21 protein-coding genes and 1 tRNA gene are annotated in these 23,764 nt (G+C 68.9%); 10 read left to right on the top strand and 12 right to left on the bottom strand.

From position 1 onward, the window contains the following. Window positions 1-628 precede the first annotated feature (628 nt). The 6 genes from ABZW96_RS11560 to ABZW96_RS11585 form a co-directional block, all read right to left on the bottom strand. The gene (locus tag ABZW96_RS11560; protein WP_355073663.1) at window positions 629-1,681 is read right to left on the bottom strand and encodes an ABC transporter ATP-binding protein; all 1,053 of its coding nucleotides are present in this window, start codon (window positions 1,679-1,681) and stop codon (window positions 629-631) included. Further along, entirely contained in the window at window positions 1,678-3,231 is a 1,554-nt protein-coding gene (locus ABZW96_RS11565) for an iron ABC transporter permease (protein WP_355073665.1), read from the bottom strand. The genes ABZW96_RS11560 and ABZW96_RS11565 overlap by 4 nt, the downstream gene beginning before the upstream one ends. Window positions 3,232-3,233: 2 nt before the next feature. After that, window positions 3,234-4,256 (bottom strand): iron ABC transporter substrate-binding protein, encoded by a 1,023-nt coding sequence (locus ABZW96_RS11570; protein WP_355073667.1) that lies wholly within the window; start codon window positions 4,254-4,256, stop codon window positions 3,234-3,236. 108 nt (window positions 4,257-4,364) lie between these two features. Then, complete coding sequence (locus ABZW96_RS11575; RefSeq protein WP_355073668.1) at window positions 4,365-5,675, bottom strand: metallophosphoesterase; 1,311 nt, start codon at window positions 5,673-5,675, stop codon at window positions 4,365-4,367. 115 nt (window positions 5,676-5,790) lie between these two features. Then, window positions 5,791-6,201 (bottom strand): hypothetical protein, encoded by a 411-nt coding sequence (locus ABZW96_RS11580; RefSeq protein ID WP_355073670.1) that lies wholly within the window; start codon window positions 6,199-6,201, stop codon window positions 5,791-5,793. 940 nt (window positions 6,202-7,141) lie between these two features. Continuing rightward, window positions 7,142-7,543, bottom strand: a complete 402-nt coding sequence (locus tag ABZW96_RS11585) for a nuclear transport factor 2 family protein (protein WP_355073672.1) — start codon at window positions 7,541-7,543, stop codon at window positions 7,142-7,144. Between the two features lie 140 nt (window positions 7,544-7,683). Between ABZW96_RS11585 and ABZW96_RS11590 the strand changes: the two genes are divergently transcribed. Beyond that, entirely contained in the window at window positions 7,684-8,106 is a 423-nt protein-coding gene (locus ABZW96_RS11590) for a hypothetical protein (RefSeq protein ID WP_355073673.1), read from the top strand. Window positions 8,107-8,242: 136 nt separating this feature from the next. Next, entirely contained in the window at window positions 8,243-8,926 is a 684-nt protein-coding gene (locus ABZW96_RS11595; RefSeq protein WP_355073675.1) for a hypothetical protein, read from the top strand. 249 nt (window positions 8,927-9,175) lie between these two features. Here ABZW96_RS11595 and ABZW96_RS11600 read toward each other — a convergent pair whose 3' ends face one another. Together ABZW96_RS11600 and ABZW96_RS11605 are read right to left on the bottom strand one after the other, a co-directional pair. Beyond that, complete coding sequence (locus ABZW96_RS11600) at window positions 9,176-9,724, bottom strand: L,D-transpeptidase family protein (RefSeq protein WP_355073676.1); 549 nt, start codon at window positions 9,722-9,724, stop codon at window positions 9,176-9,178. A gap of 243 nt (window positions 9,725-9,967) precedes the next feature. Then, window positions 9,968-10,135 carry a hypothetical protein gene (locus tag ABZW96_RS11605; protein WP_355073678.1) on the bottom strand — a complete coding sequence of 56 codons (168 nt, stop codon included), beginning with the start codon at window positions 10,133-10,135 and terminating at the stop codon, window positions 9,968-9,970. A 157-nt stretch (window positions 10,136-10,292) separates the two neighbouring features. Here ABZW96_RS11605 and ABZW96_RS11610 point away from each other — a divergent pair, with 157 nt between their 5' ends. Continuing rightward, window positions 10,293-10,499, top strand: coding sequence for a DUF397 domain-containing protein (locus tag ABZW96_RS11610; protein ID WP_355073680.1), 207 nt, complete (start codon window positions 10,293-10,295; stop codon window positions 10,497-10,499). 192 nt (window positions 10,500-10,691) lie between these two features. Here ABZW96_RS11610 and ABZW96_RS11615 read toward each other — a convergent pair whose 3' ends face one another. Next, the gene (locus tag ABZW96_RS11615) at window positions 10,692-11,630 is read right to left on the bottom strand and encodes a PHB depolymerase family esterase (RefSeq protein WP_355073682.1); all 939 of its coding nucleotides are present in this window, start codon (window positions 11,628-11,630) and stop codon (window positions 10,692-10,694) included. Between the two features lie 176 nt (window positions 11,631-11,806). Here ABZW96_RS11615 and ABZW96_RS11620 point away from each other — a divergent pair, with 176 nt between their 5' ends. Beyond that, window positions 11,807-12,028, top strand: coding sequence for a type II toxin-antitoxin system Phd/YefM family antitoxin (locus ABZW96_RS11620; protein WP_355073683.1), 222 nt, complete (start codon window positions 11,807-11,809; stop codon window positions 12,026-12,028). A gap of 41 nt (window positions 12,029-12,069) precedes the next feature. On the opposite strand, the gene ABZW96_RS11625 is transcribed toward ABZW96_RS11620, so the two are convergent. The 3 genes from ABZW96_RS11625 to ABZW96_RS11635 form a co-directional block, all read right to left on the bottom strand. Then, window positions 12,070-12,142 (bottom strand) — tRNA-Arg (locus tag ABZW96_RS11625). 106 nt (window positions 12,143-12,248) lie between these two features. Further along, window positions 12,249-12,884, bottom strand: coding sequence for a DUF305 domain-containing protein (locus tag ABZW96_RS11630; RefSeq protein WP_062976440.1), 636 nt, complete (start codon window positions 12,882-12,884; stop codon window positions 12,249-12,251). Between the two features lie 539 nt (window positions 12,885-13,423). Then, on the bottom strand, window positions 13,424-14,344 hold the full coding sequence (locus tag ABZW96_RS11635; RefSeq protein ID WP_355073684.1) for a DUF3105 domain-containing protein: 921 nt from the start codon (window positions 14,342-14,344) through the stop codon (window positions 13,424-13,426). 92 nt (window positions 14,345-14,436) lie between these two features. Here ABZW96_RS11635 and argS point away from each other — a divergent pair, with 92 nt between their 5' ends. The 6 genes from argS to rho all read left to right on the top strand — a co-directional run bounded on the left by argS (window position 14,437) and on the right by rho (window position 23,422). Further along, complete coding sequence (argS, locus tag ABZW96_RS11640) at window positions 14,437-16,095, top strand: arginine--tRNA ligase (RefSeq protein WP_355073686.1); 1,659 nt, start codon at window positions 14,437-14,439, stop codon at window positions 16,093-16,095. 61 nt (window positions 16,096-16,156) lie between these two features. Beyond that, the gene (lysA, locus tag ABZW96_RS11645; protein ID WP_355073688.1) at window positions 16,157-17,578 is read left to right on the top strand and encodes a diaminopimelate decarboxylase; all 1,422 of its coding nucleotides are present in this window, start codon (window positions 16,157-16,159) and stop codon (window positions 17,576-17,578) included. Continuing rightward, a complete protein-coding gene (locus tag ABZW96_RS11650) occupies window positions 17,575-18,930 on the top strand; it encodes a homoserine dehydrogenase (RefSeq protein ID WP_355073690.1) in 1,356 nt (451 codons plus the stop codon). The genes lysA and ABZW96_RS11650 overlap by 4 nt, the downstream gene beginning before the upstream one ends. A 23-nt stretch (window positions 18,931-18,953) precedes the next feature. Then, entirely contained in the window at window positions 18,954-20,075 is a 1,122-nt protein-coding gene (gene thrC / locus ABZW96_RS11655) for a threonine synthase (protein WP_355073777.1), read from the top strand. Between the two features lie 25 nt (window positions 20,076-20,100). Next, window positions 20,101-21,054 (top strand): homoserine kinase, encoded by a 954-nt coding sequence (gene thrB / locus ABZW96_RS11660; protein ID WP_355073692.1) that lies wholly within the window; start codon window positions 20,101-20,103, stop codon window positions 21,052-21,054. 415 nt (window positions 21,055-21,469) lie between these two features. Then, window positions 21,470-23,422: a transcription termination factor Rho gene (gene rho / locus ABZW96_RS11665; protein WP_355073693.1), complete on the top strand. Its 1,953-nt coding sequence runs from the start codon at window positions 21,470-21,472 to the stop codon at window positions 23,420-23,422. Window positions 23,423-23,764: the final 342 nt, after the last annotated feature.

The raw sequence follows: 23,764 nt of genomic DNA on the forward strand, positions 1-23,764 counted from the left end.
CGAGCAGTGCTGGGCGCGACGCCAGCCGTACCCGACCAACCTCCCGCAGTCGAGCACGAATCGGTCGGCACTCTGCCCGGTCCACCGGTTGTGGTCCCGTCCTTGGAACTCCGGAGACTGAACTGACCTGCGCGGATGAATTGCTGAACGAATCCGGCGGCAGACATCCGTAGGTGGAGCATGGCTGGGGTTGCGAAACCCCTGCCTCCTCATACGCCGATTGTCTCGCTCCACTCGGCCGAGTCAAGGGAAAGAGCGCCCTTGACACGACCGAGTTCCGCTGAGGGCGGCAAGTATGAGGAAGCAGGGGGAGGGAAGTCACCCGGACACGCGAAGGCGGCGGGGGAGCAACGTCCTCCGCCGATATCGTCCGCATTCAGTCCGCAGTTGACCCAACCTCAGCCAACCGCGCCAACGCTTCAAACCGCTGTTTTCCCAGGTCGTCTCACAGTGCCAACGTCAGCCAACGATGCCGTGACCTGCAACGATGCCGACCATCGAACTGCAAAGCCGTTTACGCGGGTTCAATTCCCGCCGCTCGCTCCAAACGTCCTCGGTGCTCGGTCACGCCACTGCCGAGCACCGAGGCGCATCAGGAAGCGGCGCGTGGTCGTGACGCGAGCCTGTTTCAGGCGGCTTGGTTCGGCTCCGAATACGCCACCGCCGATCCGATCACTTCCAGGCGAACCCGCTGCCCGGTGACGGGGGCCGCGACGCTGGCCCGGCGTACGAGAATGGGAGTGCCGGAACCGTCCAGTTCGATCGTCAGGATGACGTCGGCGCCGCGGAAGTCGACGGCGCGCACTCGGCCTGCCTCCGCCTCGTTCTCCGAAGCGACATGGGCGACAAGCTGTTCCGGTCGCAGCATGATCGTCGACGGCCCGCACGCGGCATCGCGCTGCACCGGGATCCGGCCCAGCGCGCACTTGGCCACGTCGGCCTCGACCACCGCGTCCAACAGCACGCAATCGCCGAGGAACCGCGCGGTGAACAGATCCTTCGGCGTCGCGTAGACCTCCTCCGGCGTTCCGACCTGAGTGAAGCGGCCTTCCCGCATCACCGCGACCTGCTCGGCGAAACTGAGGGCCTCCTCCTGATCGTGCGTCACCAGAATGCTGGTCATGCCCGCCTCGCGCAGCGTGTCGGCCACCGCCTGCCTGGTCGTCGCGCGCAGGCCCGCGTCCAGCGCGCTGAACGGCTCGTCCAACAGCATCACCGACGGCTTGCGCGCCAGCGCGCGGGCCAGGGCGACGCGCTGCTGCTGACCGCCCGAGAGCTGATGCGGTCGCCGGTCGGCAAAGGACGCGTCCAGCGACACCATCTCCAGCAGTTCGTGCACCCGCCCGCGGCTGTTGCGGCGCATGCCCGGCAGCCCGTAGGCGATGTTCTGGCCGACGGTCAGATGCGGGAACAGCGCACCGTCCTGGGCGACGTAACCGATGTTGCGGCGCTGCGGCGGCACCGTTACCCGTTCATCGACAACGGTTTCCGTTCCGATCGACACCGAACCCGCATCCGGCGACTCGAATCCGGCGATCACGCGCAGCAGGGTGGTCTTGCCGCACCCGGACGACCCGACCACCGCGGTCGCGGTGTGATCCGGCACGTCGAGCGTGATCCCGCCGAGCACCCGGGTGTGGCCGAAGGTCTTCGAGACATCGGCGACGACAACGCGACTCATATCCCGGCCGCCTTCCGCGAGTTGGTGAACAGCAGGTACGTCACCGGCACCGCGGCGACGATCATGATCAGGGCGTACGGCGCGGCGCCCGCGTAGTCCAATTCGCCCGACAGGCCCCAGAACCGCATCGCCAGCGTGCGGGTTCCGTTGGGCGCCAGCAGCAGCGTCGCGGTCAGCTCGGTCGCCACGGCGACGAACACCAGTGCGGCGGCGGCAGCCGCGGCCGGCGCCGCGAGACGCAGCGTGACCAGGAAGAACGTCGCGGGCCCCGATTTGCCCAGCGACCGGGACGCCTCCTCCAGGCCGACCGGCACCTGAGCGAGCCCGGCCCGCACGCTGACCAGGGCGCGGGGCAGGAACAGCAGGAGATAGGCGGCGATCACCATGCCCGCCGTCTGGTAGAGCGCGGGCGCCCACCGGATGGTCACGGTCACCATGGCCAGCGCGATCACGATGCCCGGCAGCGAACTGGTGATGTAGTTGGCGCCCTCGACCAGTCGCGCGAACGCGGAGGTGGAACGCACCGCGATCCACGCGACCGGGAACGCGCACAGGGTGGTGAGCAGTGCGGCGACCGACGCGAGTCCGATCGTCTGCCCGAGCGCGTTGCCGATATCGGTGAGATCCCACACCGCCGCGCCGCCGATGCGCAACCAGCGCCCGATGGTCCACAGCGGCACGCCCAGCGCGCCCGCCGTCACCGCGACGAGCGCGGCCAGCACCGGCAACGTGCCGACGCCCAACCGGGTTCTGGTCGCGGCGCGCGGCGCCCCGCTGCCGATCCGCGCGTAGCGCGCCCGACCGCGCAGCCCCGCTTCGGCCCCGAGCAGCGCCAGGCAGCACAGCACCAGCACACCGGCGAGCATGCTGCCTGCCGGACCGGCGAAGCTGGATTGGTACTGCTCGAAGATGGCCGTGGTGAACGTGTCGAACCGGACCATCACGAAGGCGCCGTACTCGGCGAGCAGATGCAGTCCGATGAGCAGCCCGCCACCGAGGATCGCCAAGCGCAGTTGCGGCAGCACGATCCGCGCGAACACCGCGACCGGGCCCGAGCCCAGCGCCCGCGCCGACTCCTCCACCGCGGGATCCAGGCGGCGCAGTGTGGCCGCCGCGGGCAGGTAGACCAGCGGGAAGTAGGACATCGTGGAGATCACCACGCCCGCCCACAGGCCGTGCATGGTCGGAAAGACGCTCACCCAGGCATAGCTGTTGACGAACGCCGGAACCGCGAGCGGCGCGGCGAAAACCGGCCCCCACCAGGATTTCCCCGGCACGTCGGTGCGTTCGACCACCCAGGCCAGCCCGATACCTAGCGCCACGCAGATGGGCACGGTGCACACCACCAGCGCGGCCGTGTTCTCCAGCAGCTCACCGACTCTGGGCCGGAACACCAGCTCCTTCGCCTGCTCGAGGCCGGTGGAGAAGACCGTCGAAACGATGTATCCGAGCGGCACGAACGTCGCCGCCACCAGCAGCAGCGCGACGCTCGTGACCAGCGGCCCCGGCCTGCCGATCCGGGGCGCGGCGACAACGGTCCGGACTGCCACGGCTACAGCAGACCCGCTTCGGTCATCAGCTGCGTGACCTTCTTCGAGTCCAGCTTGGACGGATCGACCGCGGGGGCCTGCAGATCGGCCAGCGGCGGCAGCGCCGGGTTCGCGGCCACTCCGGCGGCGACCGGGTACTCCAGCGACGTGCCGTCGCGCAGCACCTCTTGTCCGGTCTTGCCGACGATGAACGCCAGGAACTTCTGCGCCGCCTCCTGCTTCTTGCTCGCCTTCAGCACGCCGCCGCCGGAAACGCTGACGAAGGCTCCCGGGTCCTGGTTCTTGAAGTAGTGCAGGGCGGTGTCGGCGCTGCTCTCCTTCGTGTTCGCCTGGTCGCGGTACCAGTAGTAGTGGTAGATGACGCCGCCGTCCGGGCTGCCGGAATTGACCGCCTTCATGGTGGCGACGTTGTTCGGGAACGGTGTCGCGTTCTCCTTCATGCCCTTCAGCCAGGCGCGGGTGACGTCCTCACCCTTCAGCGCCAGCAGGGCCGCCACGATGGCCTGGAAGTCGGCGCCGGAGACGCCCGCGCCCCAGCGGCCCTTCCACTGCGGTTGCGCCAGATCCAACAGCGAGGCGGGCAGCTGACCGGGCTGGACCTTGTTCTTGTTGTAGACGAACACCGTCGACCGCGCGGCGACGCCGGTCCACTTGCCGGTGGACGGGCGGAACTGCGCGGGCACCTGCTCCAGGGTCTTGGCGTCCACGTCGGCGAACAGGCCCGCGTTCTCCACCAGCGCCATGGCGGGGGAATTCTCGGTGAGGAAGACGTCGGCGGGCGAGGCAGCGCCCTCGGCGACCAGCTGGTTGCCCAGCGCCGTGTCGCCGCCCTGGCGCAACGTCACCTTGATGCCGGTTTCCTTGGTGAACTCGTCGGCCCACTCTTTGGTGAGCGATTCGTGCTGCGCGTTGTAGACGGTGATCTCGTTCGCGTTGTCGGAGGAATTCGAGCAAGCCGTGCCGCCGATGGCCGTCATGGTGAGGACCAATCCAGCGGCAATCGTCTTCCATCTGACCGGCTTCATCCTCGTCCTTCCGACCGCGTTACCCGTGCATATGTTGAGCCTTACCTAAGGAAGATACCGCGTCCGACATGCGGGAACCCTGGCAGATCTGGGGATTTCTCGCTGACGCTACGTCAGCCCCGAAAAGTCGCGCAGTGCAATGTGATTGCGGTCCGCGCAGGTGCCGAGCGTGTAATCCGGCTGCAGTCCGAAGTACTCGCCGCGGGTGAGCGCGCTCCAGCGCCGGGCGTCCTCGGTGCGGGTCTTGTAGAAATTGACCATGTATCCGCCCTCGTAGAGGCGCAGCAGGCTGTAGCCGCCCGGGTACTCCTTGACCGCGGCGACCTCCAGGAACTCGACCGCGCACGGCGCGTCCGGCCTGGTGCGGCGATTACGGTGGGTGTGGCCGCTGTGTTGCAGGAAGACGCCGGGGCTGCGGGTGTAGAGCGCCTGCAACTCGGCGCTGTCGCGTCCGTCGAGCACGAAGCCGGGCCCGGCGAGGTTGGTCAGTCCGGACTCCGTCGTGACCGGGTGATGGCCGAATACCAGCGTCGGCCGGTCCGGATCGGCGCGTAGGCGTTCGGCGAGGTGATCGAACTGCGGGCGCTCGATGGAGCCGCCGGCGCCGTCGAGTTGGCTGGTGTCCAATCCCAGCACCCGCAGACCGCCGACCTCGTGTTCGACCATTTCCTGTCGTGCGGAGAAGACATCGGCCCAGCAGTCGCGGTGGTCGGCGGGCGCGGGGGCGCAACCGGCGTATTCGCCGCCGACGTGCGGCCGGTCGTGGTTGCCGCGCACGGCCAGGTAGTCGTGGCCGAGCGTGCCCCAGGCATCGAGGCGGGCCCGCACCGTGCGGGTGTCCTGCTCGGAGGCTTCGGCGGTCAGGTCGCCCGCGAGCAGCAAGAGTTCGGCTGCGCGGTCGGGACGACGCAAGTCGTCCAGCATCGCGGTCAGCATCACTTCGGGGTAGGGCGTGAGGCCGGGACCCTGCCGGAAGCCGGGGGGCAGGTCGCCCGCGATCAGCCCGCTGACTTGCTCGCCGTAGTGCACGTCGTTGGACAGTGCCAGCGTGCGCAACCTGCGGCCGGGCGGCGGGACCAGGGTGGTGAACTCGCCGCGCGCTTCCGGCGCGGCCGGGTCGGCGGTGGTGAGCGAAAGCGCCGGTGTGGCGCGCAGGCCCGCGGACCAGGCTTCGAAGCGGTAGGCGCGGCCCGGCTCGAGTCCCGCTATCTCGGCGTAGTGGAAAGGGGTCGGGTGGTCGTCGGCGAAGACCTGGGCCGGTGCGCGCGGCGAGTCGGCGGGACCGATTCGCACCTGGGCGTCGGTCTCGACGGGCAGCAGCCGACCGCTCGGGTCGGGTGCGAGCGTGGTCCAGGTGAGGATCACCGAGGTGTCGGTGATCGTCACCACTTCCAGATCCGTCGCGATGATCGTATTCAATTGAGCGCGAACCGGTTTCGGTCGACCGGCAAGAGGGAGCAGAGCGGCGAGGCCGAGCGCGCCGAGGACGGTCCTGCGGCTGGGGCCGCAGCAACTCATGCGTGGGTGCATGTGATCAGCGCGTGCCCTCCGGGGAGCAGACCTTCCACTTGCCGTCTTCTTTCTTCAGATGCTCGGTCGTGCTGGTTTCGGTATCGGGCTGCTCGCCCGGCACCGCGACGGTGAGTTTGCCGGTGACCTTCGCGGTCGCGGTGTCCCCGGTGACGACGATGTCGTCGATCCTATCGATGGTGACCGAAACCGAGGTGCTGTCGAATTCCTTCTTCTCGCTCTCGGTCATCGCCTCGAACGCGGCGCGTTCGCGGGCGCACGCCTGTTCGGCCGCCGCGCGGAAGCCGCGCCTGTCGAGAGTCTCGTAGAAGTCGCGGATCGCGAGCTCGATCTTCTTCTCGTCCGAGGCGAGCGGACCTTTGCCCTGCGTGGTCAAGAAGATCCCGGCGATCAGCGCGCCGGCGATCACCAGCACGACTATCACCACCAAGCCGGCGATCAGGCCGGTGTGGCTCTTTCTGGGCTGTGGTGGGTATCCGCCGGGCGCGTAGCCGGGTGGCGGATAACCGGGCCCGGGCGGTGGATAACCCGGTCCGGGTGGTGGGAACGGTTGTCCGGGACCGGGTGGTGGAAAGGGTTGTCCCGGACCGGGTGGTGGGAAGGGGCGCCCGGGTTCGGGCGGTGAAGGGGGTTGCCCCGGACCCGGCGGTGAAGGCGGTTGCCCCGGACCGGGCGGCGGGGAGGGTTGCCCCGGACCCGGCGGTGAAGGGGGTTGCCCCGGACCGGGTGGCGGGGAGGGTTGCAACGGCTCCGGCGGCGGAAGGGGTTGCTCAGGTTCAGGCGGCGGGGAGCCAGGGGGCGGCTGTTGCGGCTGCGGCGGTCGGTCATCCGGCGGTTGCCCGCCCGGTGGATTAGCCATGTCGTCCTCCGGTCTGCCCCCGGTGCCTGCATCGCTACGGCAAGGGCGTGCCCGGGTGACCGGAAACCAAACCAGACCGGATCGTTCGGTCAGGTGTGGAGCGGCCAGGTGGCGCTCGGCTCCCGATCCGGTCCGGCGCAGGTGTCGTCTGCGTGCTGCGTGGGTGTCGGGGGGAGGGTGCTCGGCTCTTGGTGTGGTCCGGTGCTGGTGTCGTGTTCGGGGTGTGTGGGTGTGGGCGGGGAGGGTGCTCGGCTTCTGGTGGGGTCGGGCGCTGGTGTCGTGTTCGGGGTGTGTGGGTGTGGGCGGGGAGGGTGCTCGGCTTCTGGTGGGGTCGGGTGCTGGTGTCGTGTTCGGGGTGTGTGGGTGTGGGCGGGAGGGTGCTCGGCTCTTGATGCGATCCGGTGCAGGCGTCGCGTCCGGGCTGTCGGCGCGGGTGTCGGCGGAACAGCAATCGGCCCGTGATCCGGGTTCTTGCGCGAGGTCGGCACTCGCGGCGTCAGGCGTCCAATGCGGCGTGCCAGCGTGCGGTGTCGGTGTACTGGTGCAGGCGCGTGATGCGCCCGTCATCGTCGACCTGCCACAGGTGCACGAACTCCGCTTCGTACTCGCGGCCGGTGGCGCGCGCCGCGCCGCGATAATGCCCGGTCACCACGACGGTGCCGTCGGTTGTCTCCTGCCACGTCTCGTCGTACGGCGCGGTGTCGAAATCTCGCGCGACCGGTCCCCAGATACCCGTCATCGCCGCGATCGGCCCGTGGAAGGCGCCGCCCGCGTCGCACGGCATGCCCGGTGCGGTTCGCGCTTCGAACTCCGGATGCAGCAGCGCCAGGATCGCCGGTCCGTCACCGGTCTGCGTCGCGGCGTAGAAACCCTTGACCACCTCGAACTTCGCCGACATGTCGTTCTCCTTCTAATATGATCGTTCTAGAACGAACATACTAGAAGCCGAGCGCTGATGGCACTGTGGCCGTCGTCATGCCGCCCGATTCGGGCCGGGTTGCCTGGTGCTTGCCGCATATGTCCGGCTAACATTCGAACATGGGTTCGATAAGCGATGAAACGCCGCGAACCGAAGGAACGGAACCCGAGCTGGTCTACCCGAACCGGACCGGCCACTACTACCGGACGCTGACCTACCCGCCGCGCCCGGTATGGGTGCGGCTGGACGCGATCCTGGTCCGCGATCCAGGGACGCCGCGCCATGTGAACGGCGCCGGGGTAATCATGCGCGGCGAGCGACCCGGAACCCTGACGCACTGGTTGCCCACCGTCGACGGCGATTGGATGGGCCGGGTGAACTACAGCATCCAGTTCGCCGACGGACGTCCGGATCTGCAGGTGCGCGACCAGTTGGTTCCCGCCTATGCGCTGCGTCCGCGGGATACCGGACAATCCGGACCGGAATCGGCTCGATCGTCACGCGGGAATGTCGCGCGACCCGAGCCGGGCTCATTGCCGTGAATTTGCCTGCCCTGCCCATATCTGCGGGATCGCTGCCAACCAGGTTTGCTGTCCAGCGCGCCGCGGCCCGAATGGGTTGTCCCGTCGATTGCCGGCCCGGTTGTCGCCGTAAGGGGCCGGTGATACGTTGCCCGGCATGGGATTTCAGTTGCCGCATCCCGAGGTGCTGTGGGCGCGCGTGACCGTCTTGGACGTGATCACCTGCGCAACGCACACCGATCGGGCCGCGAGCGGACAGGAGATCGGGCAGACGGCCAGAGTGGAAGGCGGCCGGCTGATCAACGACGACGGTGAGGGCAATTGGTTCTCGCTGGTCAGATATGCCGGTGACCGCGCGCTGCTATTCGGGAGGGACGAGGACAACGAGGTCGCCGGAACCTCCTACGATCCGCTGGCCGCGGCGCCCGCCTGGGTGCGGTCCGTGGAACCGACCACGAAGCTGCCCGGCGGCGTCCAGGGCCCGGTCAGCTTCGTGCGCTGGTGGGAGTTCGGCCGCTGGCAGCACACGCCGACCGAGCTGGACGACGGCCTCGAACTCGGCCTCAGCGCCGCCTCCGACCGGGAGGACTTCACCGGCAGCGTCATGAGCGCCGCCATTCACGCGAAGTGGGTGGAGATGGATTACGAGGCGGGCAAACTCACCGCCCTCACCGTCGACCCCACCGCCCTGCACGCCCTCTGCGACGCCGCCGAGAACGGCGCCGTCACCAAGGCGCACTTCTACTTCCTCCAGCCCGGCTTCACGGCCCCCGCCTTCACATACCTCACCAACGCGGGCGTCCTCACATCCACCGACAAACCCACCGAACCCCTGCCGTAAACGTCGCGCCGCACACGGCACCCAACCATCCGAGAAGGGCTCCCGACTACGGGGGCCTTTTCTTATATGACGGCGGCATTGGCGGCACGCGTCCACGTGTCATGCCACGACTGTCGGTGGGCTGCGTTGCAGGCGGTAGGCACCCAGCTGGTCGCGCAGCGCGAACGCGAGCGGATGTCATTCTGTTCGGCCGAGTGCCGGAACGTCGCGGCCGAGTCGGCCGCGGACAACGGCCTGCTGGTCGGGCGTTCACCTCGCGTGTATGTCGATAACCGGTTTCCGCGACGGTTCGAGGGTGGCCAGCAACGTCCGCATGACGTCGTCGCCGACCGCGACACACCCTGCTGTCGGCCTGCCGACATCGACGTGGACGAAGAACGCGGAGCCCCGCCCCGGCACGACCGGAAAGCGGTTGTAGTCGATGACCAGCGCATAGTCGTACTGCGGTTCGGTTCGCCCGAGATTCTCGCTGAGGGCGGTGTCGAACGGGCATTCACCCTCGGCGCACCGATACTTCTGGTTGTACAGCGGGCTTTCGGTGTCGGACACCCACCACCAGGTATTGGACGGATCGACCGAAAGGTAGGGAAGTTTCGCGCCCACGGCAGGCACCCGGCCGAATCCTTCGGTCAACGGAAAGGTGCCCTCCGGCGTATATGCCGCCCCTTCTCTGGCCTCCCGCGAAATCCCCTCCGCACCAACCCAAGCGGGCGCAGCAAGCGTCCGCTCCCACCGCCGGAACCGCCCCCGCTGCCACAGCTCCAACGTCCCCCGGTCGGCCCCCGCCGCCGCACTCACCCAGATAACTTGACTCCCCGGAACCGTATCCACATCGAAGGGCGGCCGCTCTCTACCGGCCACAGCCCACAACACACCCCCCAGCACCACGGCAACGGCCACGAGCCCGCCCACCACAACCCGGCCTCGCCGCCCCCCACTCCCATCCAATCCCATTCACCCTCCTATGTAGACGAGCCACGAGTGGCACACGGCTGCGGCAAATGTCGAGTAGACCTCTCGATGGTGTGCCACTCGTCATCATCATCTCGGGGTTATGGCCTGCCAGTACTGAGTTCTCACCGTGTCCCAGAGGTCGAAGAGTTTCGGGAACCACTCGCGTACCTGGGCCAGGTCGGGGCGGTCCTCTCCTTCGCCGAAGTAGATCATGCCGGGGTCGCCGTTGGGGATGTCGATTATCGAGCCGTCCATTCTCATCCGGTAGGCCGGGACCCCAGTGGCATGGTCGATGAGCGACTCGATCGCGATGTGCTGAAATTTCGGGAGGCATTTGCGCTGCTTCGGCGGGCTAGTCCAGACGCTCGCCCGAGCCGCGACCTGATGCGACAGATAGCAAGGGAGTTCGATTGTGAACGTTGACTTGTCCGGAGCGCGCTGGTTCAAGTCGAGCCGCAGCCAAGGTGGAGCAGACTGCGTCGAGGTCGCCTATCTGGCCGGAGGCCTGGTCGGCGTCCGCGACTCGAAGAACCCGATGGGCCCGGCGCTGGTCTTCGCCCCCGGCGAGTGGGACACCTTCACCGCAGGTGTGGCCGACGGCGAGTTCGTCCGACCATAGGAGTCACCGCAGCCGACCACGAGCCTCGGGCAAAGCCCGGGGCTCGTAATCATTGCAGCGGCTAGCATTCGAAGTGCCTGCAATCCCGGTGCTGGAAAGACGGGCGATCGGGTGTCGACCACCGGGAGTTCTCGGCATCCGCGCCCGTACCAGCGTCCTGTCGATTCGAATCAGGTGTGTCCCGCGACCCATTCAGTGGGCGGCGAAGAACTGCCAGATGATCTCCGAAGCATCGAATTGGCGGCTCACCGCGCCGACCAACGCCTTGGGGAGGTACTGCTCGCCGCCCGGCCAGGTGTGGCCACCGTTGGTAACCGTGTAGAGGACGACGCCGACATCGTCCGGGCACAGCGCCGTCTCGATCTTTACTGAGGTCCCGTCGTCGCCGCGTGCGGGCAACTCACTGGCGTTCGGCGGTGGACAGCCGTTCTTCCCGCGCCACAGTTGTTGCGTGGCCGCCACCGACAAGACCGGGCCGGTGCCCGTGCGGCCGTGATTGCCCGACGTCACCCGCACGACACCGCCTTCGTACGGGACGATCGGATCGGCGGTGCCATGGATCTCCAGCACCGGAAGTGGATGCGCGAGTGCGCAGTTCGTCTCGTCCGCGGCGGGAAGTGGACCGGCCACCGGCGCGATCGCGGCCAGCTTGGCGCTCAGGTGACACCCCAGATGCTGGGTGAACATGCCCCCGTTGGACATCCCGGTGGCATACACCCGAGCCGGATCGACCTCGTCGGCGGCGACCAGGTGGTCGATCAGCGCCGAGACGAACCCGACATCATCGACATCCGCTGCGCCCGCGCGTGTGTCGGCACCCCGGCCGTCGTTCCATGACCTGCCGATCCCCTCGGGGTAGACCGCGATGAATCCATTGGCGTCGGCCAGCCGATCGAAACCGCTCTTGTTCGCCATGTACCCGGCGCTACCGCCACCACCGTGGAAGACCAGAACCGCCGCGAGCCTGCCTTGCGGTGAACCCGCCGGACGGTGGATGAGGTAGTGGCGTTGCGCGCCCGCGTAGTCCAGGACGCGGTGCGGATCATCGGGTCCACTGGCACGCGAATGCGCGCAGGCGGCGGTCAGGACCAGGGCCGCGCCGACGACGATGGCGGCCAACGATCTCAGCACGGCTCGATGGTAGGAGCCCCGGCATCGCGAGGCCACCCACTGATGCGGCCGCTGTCCGCACAGTGTCGCTGCGTGGTCGATCGCACCGAGTCGCGGGACGGCGAACGCCCTATCGGTGATCCAAAAGTTTCGGTCGCCAACTGCACAGGGTCTCGTACCTTACGAGCATGAAGTCGATGAACTACACCGAGGCGCGAGCGAACCCCGCCTCGGTTCTCGACAGCGCCACCGAGGATCTGGAAGAAGTGGTGATCACCCGTGCCGGGCGCGAACCGGCCGTGGTGGTCGCCCTCTCGGCAACCCCTTCAACGCGCGACACCTCGAGCGTTCTATCGCGGAACATCGCGGCGCAGTGTCACACCTCGGGTCCTCGCCCACGAGGCCTAGGCCGCCGATGAGAAAGGCCCCCTGACCAGCTGGTCAAGGGGCCTTCGCTCGGTGCCCTCGGCAGGATTCGAACCTGCGGCCTTCTGCTCCGGAGGCAGACGCTCTATCCCCTGAGCTACGAGGGCGGGATAGGACTCGGTCGGGGCCGGGATGGCGGTCCGATCGGGCTGGGTCAGCCTATCGTATCGGCGGCCGTCCGCCAAAAAGGGCGGACGGCGGCGGGGTTTCGGGTCAGGGGAGGGGGGCGGCGCCGCGGGCGGTGAGCATGGTGGTCATCAGGTCGGATTCGCCGCGTTGGGTGGTGGCCATGGTTTCGGCGAGGGTGCGCACCGCCGTGGTGTCGGCGTGCTGGGCGGCGTAGTCGATCATCGACAACCCGCCCTGGTGATGGCGCAGCATGAGCTGCAGGAACATCGTGTCCAGCTTGGGGCTGGTGGCCTGGCGGAGCGCGGCGAGTTCGGCGGGGGTGGCCATGCCGGGCATGGTGGACACCGGCCCGGAGTGGTGTGGCATGTCGGCACCGGAATGATCGTGGCCGCCCATCGGCTCGGTCATCCAGCCCATGAACCCGTCGACGCTCTGCGCGGGCTCGCCCCACAGCTGCAACCAGCCCTGCATGCGTCCGATCTGGCTCTGCTGGGTGGTGAGGATGTCGTAGGCCAGGCGGCGTACCTCGGTGTCGGTGGAGCGAACCAGCAGCACGCCCGCCATTTCGACGGCTTGGGCGTGGTGCGCCGACATGTCCTGACTGAAACCGACGTCCACCGGGCCCGGGTCCGGCTCCGTGGAACCGTTCAGCGGAATCCGGGCCAGCACGCCGATCGCGAAGCCGATCAGGATCGCGCCGATGATGCCGAGGATCAGCAGCGCGGTGCGCTGGCGGCGGAACTGTCCGCCGACGCCGGATGCTTCGCGGTCATCGGATCCGTCAGATGCTTCGCGTTCGGATGTGGTAGCTCGACGATCGCCCGATCCGGCAGGTGCTTCGGGCGAGGAGGACCGGGCGGATGCTTCGCTGTCGGATTCGACGTGTGCCCTTCGATCGCCCGATCTCGAGGATCCGACACTCTCGGGCCTGCTGGCTTCCTCGATACCGGACCCTGCGGCTGTTGCCCGATCGCCGGAGCCGGCGGCTTGGAGATCGCCGGACTCGGTGACTCCGGTGCCGGCGGCTGTCGTCGGTTCGCTGGACCCGGTGGCGCTGCGATCGGCGGATTCGGGAGTGCCGGACCCTGCGGACGCGGCGCGATCCCCGGACCCAGCGGTTTTGCGATTGCCGGATCCGCGCGCCTTGCGACCGTCGGGTCCGATGGCGTCGTGAGTGCCGGACGCGGTGACTTCAGGAGCGCCGGAACCGGCGGATGCTTCGCGCCCCCCGGACTCGACGCCTCCCTGATCGCCGGACACTACTGCCCCGCGCCAGGAGCGGGCTGCACGGGCGCGGGCTGCGCGGGCACCGGAGCGCCGGGCACACCGGGAAGTCCGGGAAGACCCGGCACGCCGGGCACGCCGGGCAGACCACCGGGCATGCCGCCCAGTTCGGTCTGGTCCTGCTGCAAGCCCTTGCCGTCCATCGGCACCGCGTCGGGTCCGGGCGGCGTGGGATCGAACGGCGGCGGGTTGTCGGTGTCGAAGACGATCGTCGAGCAGTCCGCGCCGACCTCGGGATAGGTGTAGTTGTTCAGCCGCAGAGCTGTGATGAACTGGCCGACGCGCTTGTCGTCGGGGCTGTCCAGCTTCAACTGGTGCCCCCAGGACTGCAAGGAGACGGCGGAGTCGAGGCCGGGGTAGGGCGACATCAACGTGTACGGCTTGCCCTCGACCTTCGCCTTCAGCGTCGCGATGCCGTCGGCGTTCACCTTGTCCGGGTTGTAGGTGATCCACACCGCGCCGTGCTCGAGCGAGTGCACCGCGTTCTCCACCCGGATCGGCTTGTTGTAGACCACGCCGGTGCAGGTCGCCCACGACTGGTCGTGCGGGCCGCCGAACGGCGGAGCCTGGTCGTAGGCCACGCGCTGGCTGGAGTTGATGTGCAGCCCGGCGGGGTATTCCTTCTTCACCACGCCCGCGATCCCGTCGGACGGGTCCTTCTTCTGCGCGCTCGGCGTGTACTTCTCCAGGTCGGCCTTCTCCCGGTACTTGGGGACCAGGCTGTAAGCCAGCGCGCCGATCAATGCGATGATTACTACGGCCGCGCCGATGGCCAACCAGGGAACCTGGCGATTCTTCTTCGGAAGCTGTCCTTGCCCGCCCCGCTTGCGGGGAGCCGACAACTTCGCCGCGGCCTTGGCGGCCTTGGCCGATTTGGCGCTGGGACTGCTAGGCATCGCTCAGTGTGCTCTTTCGACGTGGATGGATCCGCTGGCTGCGCAGTGCCCACCCGAGGTGCACACCCGCCAAGACCATAGGATAGAGACTCGTGACTCCAGCTGACCTTGCAGATCTCCTTCGCTCTACCGCGGCGAAGGTGCTTGTCGAACGTGGACTGGACCCTGCGGTCCTGCCCGACGAGGTCACCGTGGAGCGTCCCCGCAACCCCGAACACGGCGACTATGCCACGAATGTCGCGATGCAGGTGGCCAAGCGCGCCGGAACCAAGCCGCGTGATCTGGCCACCTGGCTGGCCGACGCGCTGGCCGCCGCCGACGGCGTCGCCGCCGCCGAGGTCGCCGGACCCGGCTTCCTGAACATCCGTCTCGCGGCCTCCGCGCAGGGCGCGATCATCGAGCGGGTGCTCGCCGCGGGCGCCGCGTACGGCACCGCCGAGACCCTGAAGGGCACCCGGATCAACCTCGAGTTCGTCTCGGCCAACCCGACCGGTCCCGTGCATCTGGGCGGCACCCGGTGGGCCTCGGTCGGCGACGCGCTTGGCCGCATCCTGGCCGCGCAGGGCGCGGACGTGGTGCGCGAGTACTACTTCAACGACCACGGCGCGCAGATCGATCGGTTCGCCGCCTCCCTGGCGGCGGCCGCCACCGGCGCGCCGACCCCGGAGAACGGGTACGCGGGCGCCTACATCGGCGAGATCGCCGACAAGATCGTGGCCGCCACCCCGGACGTGCTGAGCAAGCCGGAGGCCGAGCGCCTCGAGCTGTTCCGTGCCGAGGGCGTCGAGCTGATGTTCGCGCACATCAGGGAGTCGTTGCACGAATTCGGCACCGATTTCGACGTCTACTTCAACGAGAGTTCGCTGTTCGCCTCCGGCGCGGTCGAGCAGGCCGTGGAGCGGCTGAAGAACTCCGGCGACCTGTACGAGAAGGACGGCGCCTGGTGGATCGCCAGCTCGGAATACGGTGACGACCAGGACCGGGTGGTCATCAAGAGCGACGGCAAGGCCGCCTACATCGCGGGCGACATCGCCTACTTCCAGGACAAGCGGGCCCGCGGCTTCGACCTGTGCATCTACATGCTCGGCGCCGACCACCACGGTTACATCGGCAGGCTGAAGGCCGCCGCGGCCGCGTTCGGCGACGACCCGGCCACGGTCGAGGTGCTGATCGGGCAGATGGTGAACCTGCTGCGTGACGGCGTCGCGGTGAAGATGAGCAAGCGCGCTGGGACCGTGGTCACCCTCGACGACCTGGTCGAGGCGATCGGCGTGGACGCGGCGCGGTACTCGCTGGTGCGTTCGTCGGTGAACTCGAGCATCGACATCGATCTGAACCTGTGGGCCAGTCAGAGCAACGAGAACCCGGTCTACTACGTGCAGTACGCGCACGCGCGGACCGCGTCCATCGCGCGCAACGCCGCCGAGTTCGATTACGACTCCGTCGCCGCCGACCTCGCGCTGCTGTCGGCCGACGAGGAAGGCGAGCTGATCCGCACCCTCGGCGAATACCCGCGCGTGGTGAGCGGTGCGGCGAGCTTGCGCGAACCGCATCGGGTAGCCCGCTACCTGGAGGAATTGGCCGGCGCGTACCACCGTTTCCAGACCAACAAGAACCTGCGCGTCCTGCCGCTCGGCGACGACCCCGTCTCGCCGACGAACGCGGCCAGGCTCGCTCTGGTCAACGCCACGCGCCAGGTCTTGGCCAACGGCTTGGGCCTGCTCGGCGTCAGTGCGCCGGAGCGCATGTGACCGTCCGGTCGACCAGAGCGAGGAAGGAAGCGAAGTTGAGCGAGCGCAGCGAGGTGGAATTATGAGCGCGCATCCCGCCGGTCCCCGGCATGCCGAGATTCCGCATGCGCCGAATCTGTCTGAGCGCCCGAGCGATCCGCGGCAGATGATCGACCTGCCCGCGAACGTCTGGCCGCGCAACGCGACCCGCGACGACGCGGGCGTGGTCCACCTGGCGGGCGTGCCGGTGTACGAGCTGGCCGAGCGGTTCGGCACCCCGCTGTTCGTGGTGGACGAGGACGACTTCCGTTCCCGCTGCCGCGACATGGTCCGCGCGTTCGGGGCGAACGCGCGAGTCCACTACGCGTCGAAGGCGTTCCTGTGCGGCGAGGTCGCCCGCTGGATCCGGGACGAGGGCCTCTCGCTGGACGTCTGCTCCGGCGGCGAACTCGCCGTAGCGTTGCACGCGGGCTTCCCCGCGGAGCGAATCGCCCTGCACGGCAACAACAAATCCGTCGCCGAGCTGGAAGCCGCGGTGTCCGCGGGGGTCGGCCACGTCGTGGTGGACTCGCTCATCGAGATCGAGCGCCTGGAGGCCGTCGCGAGCCGCGCGGGCGTGGTGCAGGACGTGCTGGTCCGGGTCACCGTCGGGGTGGAAGCCCACACCCACGAATACATTTCGACCGCGCACGAGGACCAGAAGTTCGGCTTCTCGATCGCGGGCGGCGACGCGATGGAGGCGCTCGCGCGCGTCTTCGACGCCGACAACCTGCGCCTGGTCGGCCTGCACAGCCACATCGGCTCGCAGATCTTCGAGATCGACGGCTTCGAGATCGCCGCGCGGCGCATGCTCGGCCTGCTCCGCGAGGCCATCGACAAATTCGGCATCGAGCGCACCGCACAGATCGCGACGCTGGATCTCGGTGGCGGACTTGGCATTTCGTATCTTCCGTCGGACGACCCGCCGCCGCTGGACCGGTTCGCGGCGAGCCTGCGCGAACTGGTCGCAGCCGAAGCCGAACGCGCGGGTCTGCCCACGCCGACGATCGCTGTCGAGCCCGGCCGCGCCATCGCGGGGCCCGGCACGGTGACGCTCTACGAGGTCGGCACCATCAAGGACGTCTCGCTGGACGGCGGTCTGCGCCGCCGGTACGTGAGTGTCGACGGCGGCATGAGTGACAACATCCGGCCCGCGCTGTACCAGGCCGACTACGACTGCCGTCTGGTCTCGCGGTCGTCGCAGGCCGGGCCGGTGGTCGCGCGCGTCGTCGGAAAGCATTGCGAGAGCGGCGATATCGTCATCCGGGACACCTGGATGCCCGCCGACGTCGGCCCCGGCGACCTGATCGCCGTCGCCGCCACCGGCGCGTACTGCTACTCGATGTCCAGCCGGTACAACCAGTTGACCCGTCCCGCGGTCGTCGCGGTGCGGGACGGACAGCCGCGCCTGATACTGCGCCGGGAGACGGTGGCGGACCTGCTCAGCTTGGAGGTGGAAGCGTGACGGCCAACGCGAAGAACGGCGTGTGGGGGACCGATCGCCCGATCGGGGTCGCGGTCCTCGGCATGGGCAATGTGGGCACCGAGGTCGTGCGCATCCTGCGCGAGCACACCGAGGACCTGCGTTCCCGCGTCGGCGCGCCGGTGGTGCTCCGCGGGGTGGCCGTGCGCAGCCTCGACACCGACCGCGGCATCCCCGCGGACCTGCTCACCACCGACGCGGACGCGCTGGTCGCCCGCGACGACGTCGACCTGGTGGTGGAGGTGATCGGCGGCATCGATCCGCCGCGCCGGTTGATCCTGGCCGCGCTGAATGCGGGCAAATCCGTGGTGACCGCGAACAAGGCGCTGCTGGCCGACTACACCGGCGAGCTCGCCGCCGCGGCCGAAGCCAGTCGCGCCGATCTGTACTTCGAGGCCGCCGTCGCGGGCGCCATCCCCGTGGTGCGCCCGCTGATCCAGTCGCTGGCGGGCGACCGGGTGAACCGGGTCGTCGGCATCGTCAACGGCACCACCAACTTCATCCTCTCCGCGATGGACGAGACCGGCGCCGACTACTCGCAGACGTTGGCCGAGGCCACCCGGCTGGGCTACGCCGAAGCCGACCCGACCGCCGACGTGGAGGGCTACGACGCCGCGGCCAAGGCCGCGATCCTCGCCTCGCTGGCGTTCCACACCCGGGTCACCGCCGCCGATGTCTACCGCGAGGGCATCTCGCGGATCACCGCCGAGGATCTGGAAACCGCCTCCGCGCTCGACTGCACGGTCAAACTGCTGGCCATCTGCGAGCGGGTGGACGCGGGTCCCGGCGAGCCCGGACCGGAGGACGGCGGCAAAGAGCGCGTCTCGGTGCGCGTCTACCCGGCGCTCATCCCCCGCAAGCACCCGCTGGCCGCGGTGACCGGTGCGTTCAACGCGGTGGTCGTCGAGGCGGAGAACGCCGGGCGGCTGATGTTCTACGGGCAGGGCGCGGGCGGCGCTCCGACCGCGTCGGCCGTACTCGGCGATCTGGTGATGGCGGCACGGAACAAGTTCTATGGGGGTCGCGCTCCCGGCGAATCGGTTTATGCTGAGCTACCGATCGCGCCGATCGGCGATACGCCCACCCGCTATCACGTGAACCTGCAAGTCGAGGACCGTCCTGGAGTCCTGGCCGCGGTGGCGGGCGAATTCGCCAAACACGGGGTGAGCATTTCGACCGTCCGTCAAGAAGGGCACGGCTCGGGTGCGCGCCTGGTCGTGGTGACCCACCACGCCGTGGAGTCGGCGCTCGCGGACACCGTGGCCGCACTGGCGGGAATGGCATCCGTCACATCCGTGACCAGCGTTCTGAGATTGGAAGGCACCGAAGAATGACCACAGCGTCGCGCAACGACTCCATGAGGGGCGGCGGCCGGGAGACGGGCGGGCACACGACCGGCGTCGCGCCACAGGCAGGGGTGCACTCCCGCTGGCCGGGCCTGATCGCGGCCTACCGCGACCGGCTCGCCGGCGCGGCCGACTGGGAGCCGGTCACGCTGTACGAGGGCGGAACGCCGCTGGTGCCCGCGCCGCACCTGTCCGAGATCACCGGTTGCGAGGTCTACCTGAAGGTCGAGGGCCTGAACCCGACCGGCTCGTTCAAAGACCGCGGCATGACGATGGCGATGACCGACGCCAAGTACCGCGGCCAGAAGGCGGTGCTGTGCGCGTCCACCGGCAACACTTCGGCATCCGCCGCGGCGTACGCCACCCGCGCGGGCATGAGCTGCGCCGTGCTGATTCCGCAGGGCAAGATCGCGATGGGCAAGCTGGCCCAGGCCGTGATGCTCGGCGCGAAGATCATCCAGGTGCAGGGCAACTTCGACGACTGCCTCGAACTCGCCCGCAAGGTCACCGCTGACTTCCCCAGCATCGGACTGGTGAACTCGGTGAACCCGGCCCGCATCGAGGGCCAGAAGACAGCGTCCTTCGAGATCTGCGACGTGCTCGGCAAGGCCCCCGACGTGCACGCCCTTCCCGTCGGCAACGCGGGCAACATCACCGCCTACTGGCGTGGCTACCGGGAGTACTACGCCGACGGCGTCACCGGCGGGCTGCCGCGCATGCTCGGCGTGCAGGCGGCGGGCGCGGCCCCGCTGGTCAACGGCGCCCCGGTGAAGGATCCCGAGACCATCGCCACCGCGATCCGGATCGGCGCGCCCGCCTCCTGGAACGGCGCGGTCGAGGCCAAGGAGCAGTCCGGCGGCGCTTTCCGCGCCGCCACCGACGAGGAGATCCTCGACGCGTACCGCCTGGTCGCGGCGACCGAGGGCGTGTTCGTCGAGCCCGCGTCGGCGGCCAGCGTGGCCGGTGTGCTCGCCGCACGCAAGGAGGGCTGGCTGGCTGCCGGGCTCACCGTGGTGTGCACCGTGACCGGCAACGGTCTCAAGGACCCCGACACCGCGCTGTCGGGCATGCCCAAGGTGCAGCCGATCTCGGTCGATCCGGTCGCGGTCGCCGCCGAATTAGAGCTGGCCTGAGTTGAATTCGCGCGACAGCCAGGTCATGAGCGCGACGCTGCCCGCCGGTCTGACCGTGACCGCCCGGGTGCCCGCGTCCACCGCGAACCTCGGTCCCGGGTTCGACTCGCTCGGTATGGCATTGGGGATCTACGACGAAATCCAGGTGCGCACTACCGATTCCGGGCTCACCATCCGGGTCGAGGGTGAGGGTGCCGACGATGTGCCTTGGGGCCCTTCGCATCTCGTGGTCCGCGCGATCGAGCGCGGCCTGGAGTCGGCCGGGGTGTGGGCCGACGGCCTCGATGTGGTGTGCCGCAACGTGATTCCGCATTCGCGCGGCCTCGGGTCCTCGGCCTCGGCGGTGGTCGGCGGACTTGCCGCCGGGTGCGCCCTCGCCGCGAAGCTGGACTCGGCGCCGGCCACGCCTGCCGACAGATTGGTGCAGCTGGCAGCGGAATTCGAGGGGCATCCGGACAACGCGGCGGCCAGCGTGCTCGGCGGGATCGTGGTCTCGTGGACCGAGAGCGATCGCCCCGCCGACGAGGCCCCGGGCACGGAATACCACGGTCGCGTCTACCGCGCGGTGCGGCTGGAGGCGCATTCGGCACTGCGCCCGGTCGTGCTGATCCCGGAGGAGCGCTCGTCCACCGCGCACACCCGCGGCCTGCTGCCCGACGTCGTGCCGCACGGCGACGCGGCGTTCAACGTCAGCCGCGCCGCGCTGGCCGTGGTGGCGCTCACCCAGCGTCCCGACCTGCTGCTGCCCGCCACCGCGGACCGCCTGCACCAGGCCCAGCGTGCGCCCGCGCTACCGCTGACCACCGCCTGGATCACGCGCCTGCGCACGGCGGGCATCGCGGCCACCGTCTCCGGGGCGGGACCGACCATCCTGGCCCTGGGGACCAGCGAATTTCCCGCGGAACTCCGCGAACTGGCGGCGGTCGACGGCCTGCGCGTAGTGGAGCCGGGAATCGCCGAAGGCGTCCTGATCGACTGACGGCGAGTCTGTCTTGCCGAGATTCGCAATGGACAGCTATTCTGGGCAGGTCCGTACATCGTGCGCATCAGACGCCGGTGCTTCATCAGGGCAATCGCTCCAGCAGGCTCCAGGCTCGAGCCTCCAGGCCATGGGGGTGCTGCGTAGCTGCGCAACTGGAATGATCTCTCCCCACCTTTCACCAATGGTGGAGAAGCCGCCGGTCCGGCGGGGCAGGTGATACGGCACACAGCGCCCGGACGGACGCATCCCAGTCCGGCAGAATGCCCGGGCTGCGGGACGAACCCTCGAAACAGCACACGGCGATCGAGGGAAGGAAAGGATTTCCGTGACAGATACGGACCTGCTCGCGACACCCGGCGTGGAATCGAACCCGACGGGCGAGCGCGATAGTGAATCCGGACAGATTTCGAAGATGAGCGAACACACCGACGTCGCACGATCGGGGCTGACTGGAATGTTGTTGCCGCAGTTGCGTGCGCTCGCGGGGGAGCTCGGTATCCGAGGCACCTCCGGGATGCGCAAGGGCGATCTGATCGCCGCCATCAAGGAAAATCAGGCCGCGGGCAAGGCGGCGAAGGCGGAGAAGCCCGCCAAGAGCGAGGCCAAGTCCGCGGCAACCGCGAAGGCCGACGCCCCCGCGAAGACCGCCGCTCCCGCTGAGCAGGCGCCGGCCAAGGCCGAGCAGGCGACCCTCGACGTGACGCCCGCGGCTTCGGCCGCGCCCAGCGAGGCTCCCGCCCCGGCGAAGACGGCCCCCGCCGATTCCGCGCCCGCCGCCGAGGCGGCGTCGTCCACGGCGACCGAGACCACCGAGGAGTCCGGCCGAGACAGCGGCCAGCGTGGCCGCGGTCGGCAGCGGCGCGGCCGTGACCAGGCGCGATCCGCGACCGATACCGCGCAGGCCGAGACGCGTACCGAGGAACCGAAGCAGGACGCCGAGCAAGGTGGCGAGCGCCGCCGCGACCGCGGCCAGAGCGACCGTGGCCAGGGTGAGCGTGGCCAGGGTGAGCGTGGCCAGGGTGAGCGTGGCCAGGGTGAGCGCGGCCAGGGCGAGCGTGGCCAGCAGAGCCAGAACGGCAGCGCGGGTGGCCGCGGCGGCGACGACGACGAGGGCGGTCGCGGACGGCGCGGACGCCGCTTCCGGGAGCGTCGTCGTGGGCGTGACCGCGACGGCGGCGGCGGTGGCGGCGAGACCCGCGAGCTCGAGATCCGCGAGGACGACGTCCTCCAGCCGGTCGCGGGCATCCTCGATGTGCTGGACAACTACGCCTTCGTCCGCACCTCGGGTTACCTGGCCGGGCCGAACGACGTCTACGTGTCGATGAACCTGGTCCGCAAGAACGGCCTGCGCCGCGGTGACGCGATCACCGGCGCGGTGCGCGCCCCCCGCGACGGCGAACAGTCCAACCAGCGCCAGAAGTTCGATCCGCTGGTGCGGCTGGACACGGTCAACGGCGGCGACGTCGAGGCGGCCAAGCGCCGTCCCGAATTCGGCAAGCTCACCCCGCTGTACCCGAACCAGCGCCTGCGGCTGGAGACCCAGCAGAACAAGCTGACCACCCGGGTGATCGACCTGATCATGCCGATCGGCAAGGGCCAGCGCGCCCTGATCGTGTCGCCGCCGAAGGCCGGTAAGACCACGATCCTGCAGGACATCGCGAACGCGATCGCGACCAACAACCCCGAGTGCTACCTGATGGTGGTGCTGGTCGACGAGCGTCCGGAAGAGGTCACCGACATGCAGCGCTCGGTGAAGGGCGAGGTCATCGCCTCGACCTTCGACCGTCCGCCGTCGGATCACACCTCGGTCGCCGAACTCGCCATCGAGCGCGCCAAGCGCCTGGTGGAGATGGGCAAGGACGTCGTCGTGCTGCTCGACTCGATCACCCGGCTCGGGCGCGCGTACAACAACTCCTCGCCCGCCTCGGGCCGAATCCTCTCCGGTGGTGTGGATTCCACCGCGCTGTACCCGCCCAAGCGGTTCCTCGGCGCGGCCCGCAACATCGAGAACGGCGGCTCGCTGACGATCATCGCCACCGCCATGGTGGAGACCGGTTCGACCGGTGACACGGTGATCTTCGAGGAGTTCAAGGGCACCGGTAACGCCGAGCTCAAGCTGGACCGCAAGATCGCGGAGCGGCGGGTGTTCCCGGCGGTGGACGTCAACCCGTCCGGTACCCGCAAGGACGAGCTACTGCTCAGCCCCGACGAGGCGGGGGTACTGCACAAGCTGCGCCGCGTACTGTCCGGCCTGGACTCGCACCAGGCGATCGATCTGCTGATCGACCGTCTGAAGAAGTCCAAGAACAACCTCGAGTTCTTGATGCAGGTGAGCAAGACCGCGCCGGGCGCGCTCGACGAGTGAGTAGCGGCGCCAGGTCGGCGCCGTGACAACGGCCGAAAGGGTCCCGCTGATGCGGGACCCTTTCGGCGTCCGGGGAGCGAAGAATACGAGGCCGACCGTGGCCGCGCCGCCGATGAGGAGAGCGATGATCAGCGCGCAGGGCCCGACGTCGGGATCGGGGGCGGCGGATTCCGAGGTGTGGACGTACACGGCGTTCTTCGGCGCGGGATAGTTCGGGTTCGCGGGGAGCGCGGATACACCGACGGCCACCGAGAGAAACAGCAGAACGAAAATCGCGGCCGCGATCCGGACGTTCACGGGGTCTCCTTCCTGTCTCGGCACGCCGATGTGCACCAGGTCTGC

Source organism: Nocardia sp. NPDC004168, assembly GCF_040610355.1.
GTDB classification, from domain to species: domain Bacteria; phylum Actinomycetota; class Actinomycetes; order Mycobacteriales; family Mycobacteriaceae; genus Nocardia; species Nocardia sichangensis.

What these genes read in the sequence shown, in the direction of transcription:
- ABZW96_RS11560 (WP_355073663.1), bottom strand. Translation starts at nt 1,681, where the DNA reads ATGAGTCGCGTTGTCGTCGCCGATGTCTCGAAGACCTTCGGCCACACC.
- ABZW96_RS11570 (WP_355073667.1), bottom strand. Translation starts at nt 4,256, where the DNA reads ATGAAGCCGGTCAGATGGAAGACGATTGCCGCTGGATTGGTCCTCACC.
- ABZW96_RS11585 (WP_355073672.1), bottom strand. Translation starts at nt 7,543, where the DNA reads ATGTCGGCGAAGTTCGAGGTGGTCAAGGGTTTCTACGCCGCGACGCAG.
- ABZW96_RS11590 (WP_355073673.1), top strand. Translation starts at nt 7,684, where the DNA reads ATGGGTTCGATAAGCGATGAAACGCCGCGAACCGAAGGAACGGAACCC.
- ABZW96_RS11595 (WP_355073675.1), top strand. Translation starts at nt 8,243, where the DNA reads ATGGGATTTCAGTTGCCGCATCCCGAGGTGCTGTGGGCGCGCGTGACC.
- ABZW96_RS11605 (WP_355073678.1), bottom strand. Translation starts at nt 10,135, where the DNA reads ATGGACGGCTCGATAATCGACATCCCCAACGGCGACCCCGGCATGATC.
- ABZW96_RS11620 (WP_355073683.1), top strand. Translation starts at nt 11,807, where the DNA reads ATGAACTACACCGAGGCGCGAGCGAACCCCGCCTCGGTTCTCGACAGC.
- ABZW96_RS11635 (WP_355073684.1), bottom strand. Translation starts at nt 14,344, where the DNA reads ATGCCTAGCAGTCCCAGCGCCAAATCGGCCAAGGCCGCCAAGGCCGCG.
- lysA (WP_355073688.1), top strand. Translation starts at nt 16,157, where the DNA reads ATGAGCGCGCATCCCGCCGGTCCCCGGCATGCCGAGATTCCGCATGCG.
- thrC (WP_355073777.1), top strand. Translation starts at nt 18,954, where the DNA reads ATGAGGGGCGGCGGCCGGGAGACGGGCGGGCACACGACCGGCGTCGCG.
- thrB (WP_355073692.1), top strand. Translation starts at nt 20,101, where the DNA reads ATGAGCGCGACGCTGCCCGCCGGTCTGACCGTGACCGCCCGGGTGCCC.
- rho (WP_355073693.1), top strand. Translation starts at nt 21,470, where the DNA reads ATGAGCGAACACACCGACGTCGCACGATCGGGGCTGACTGGAATGTTG.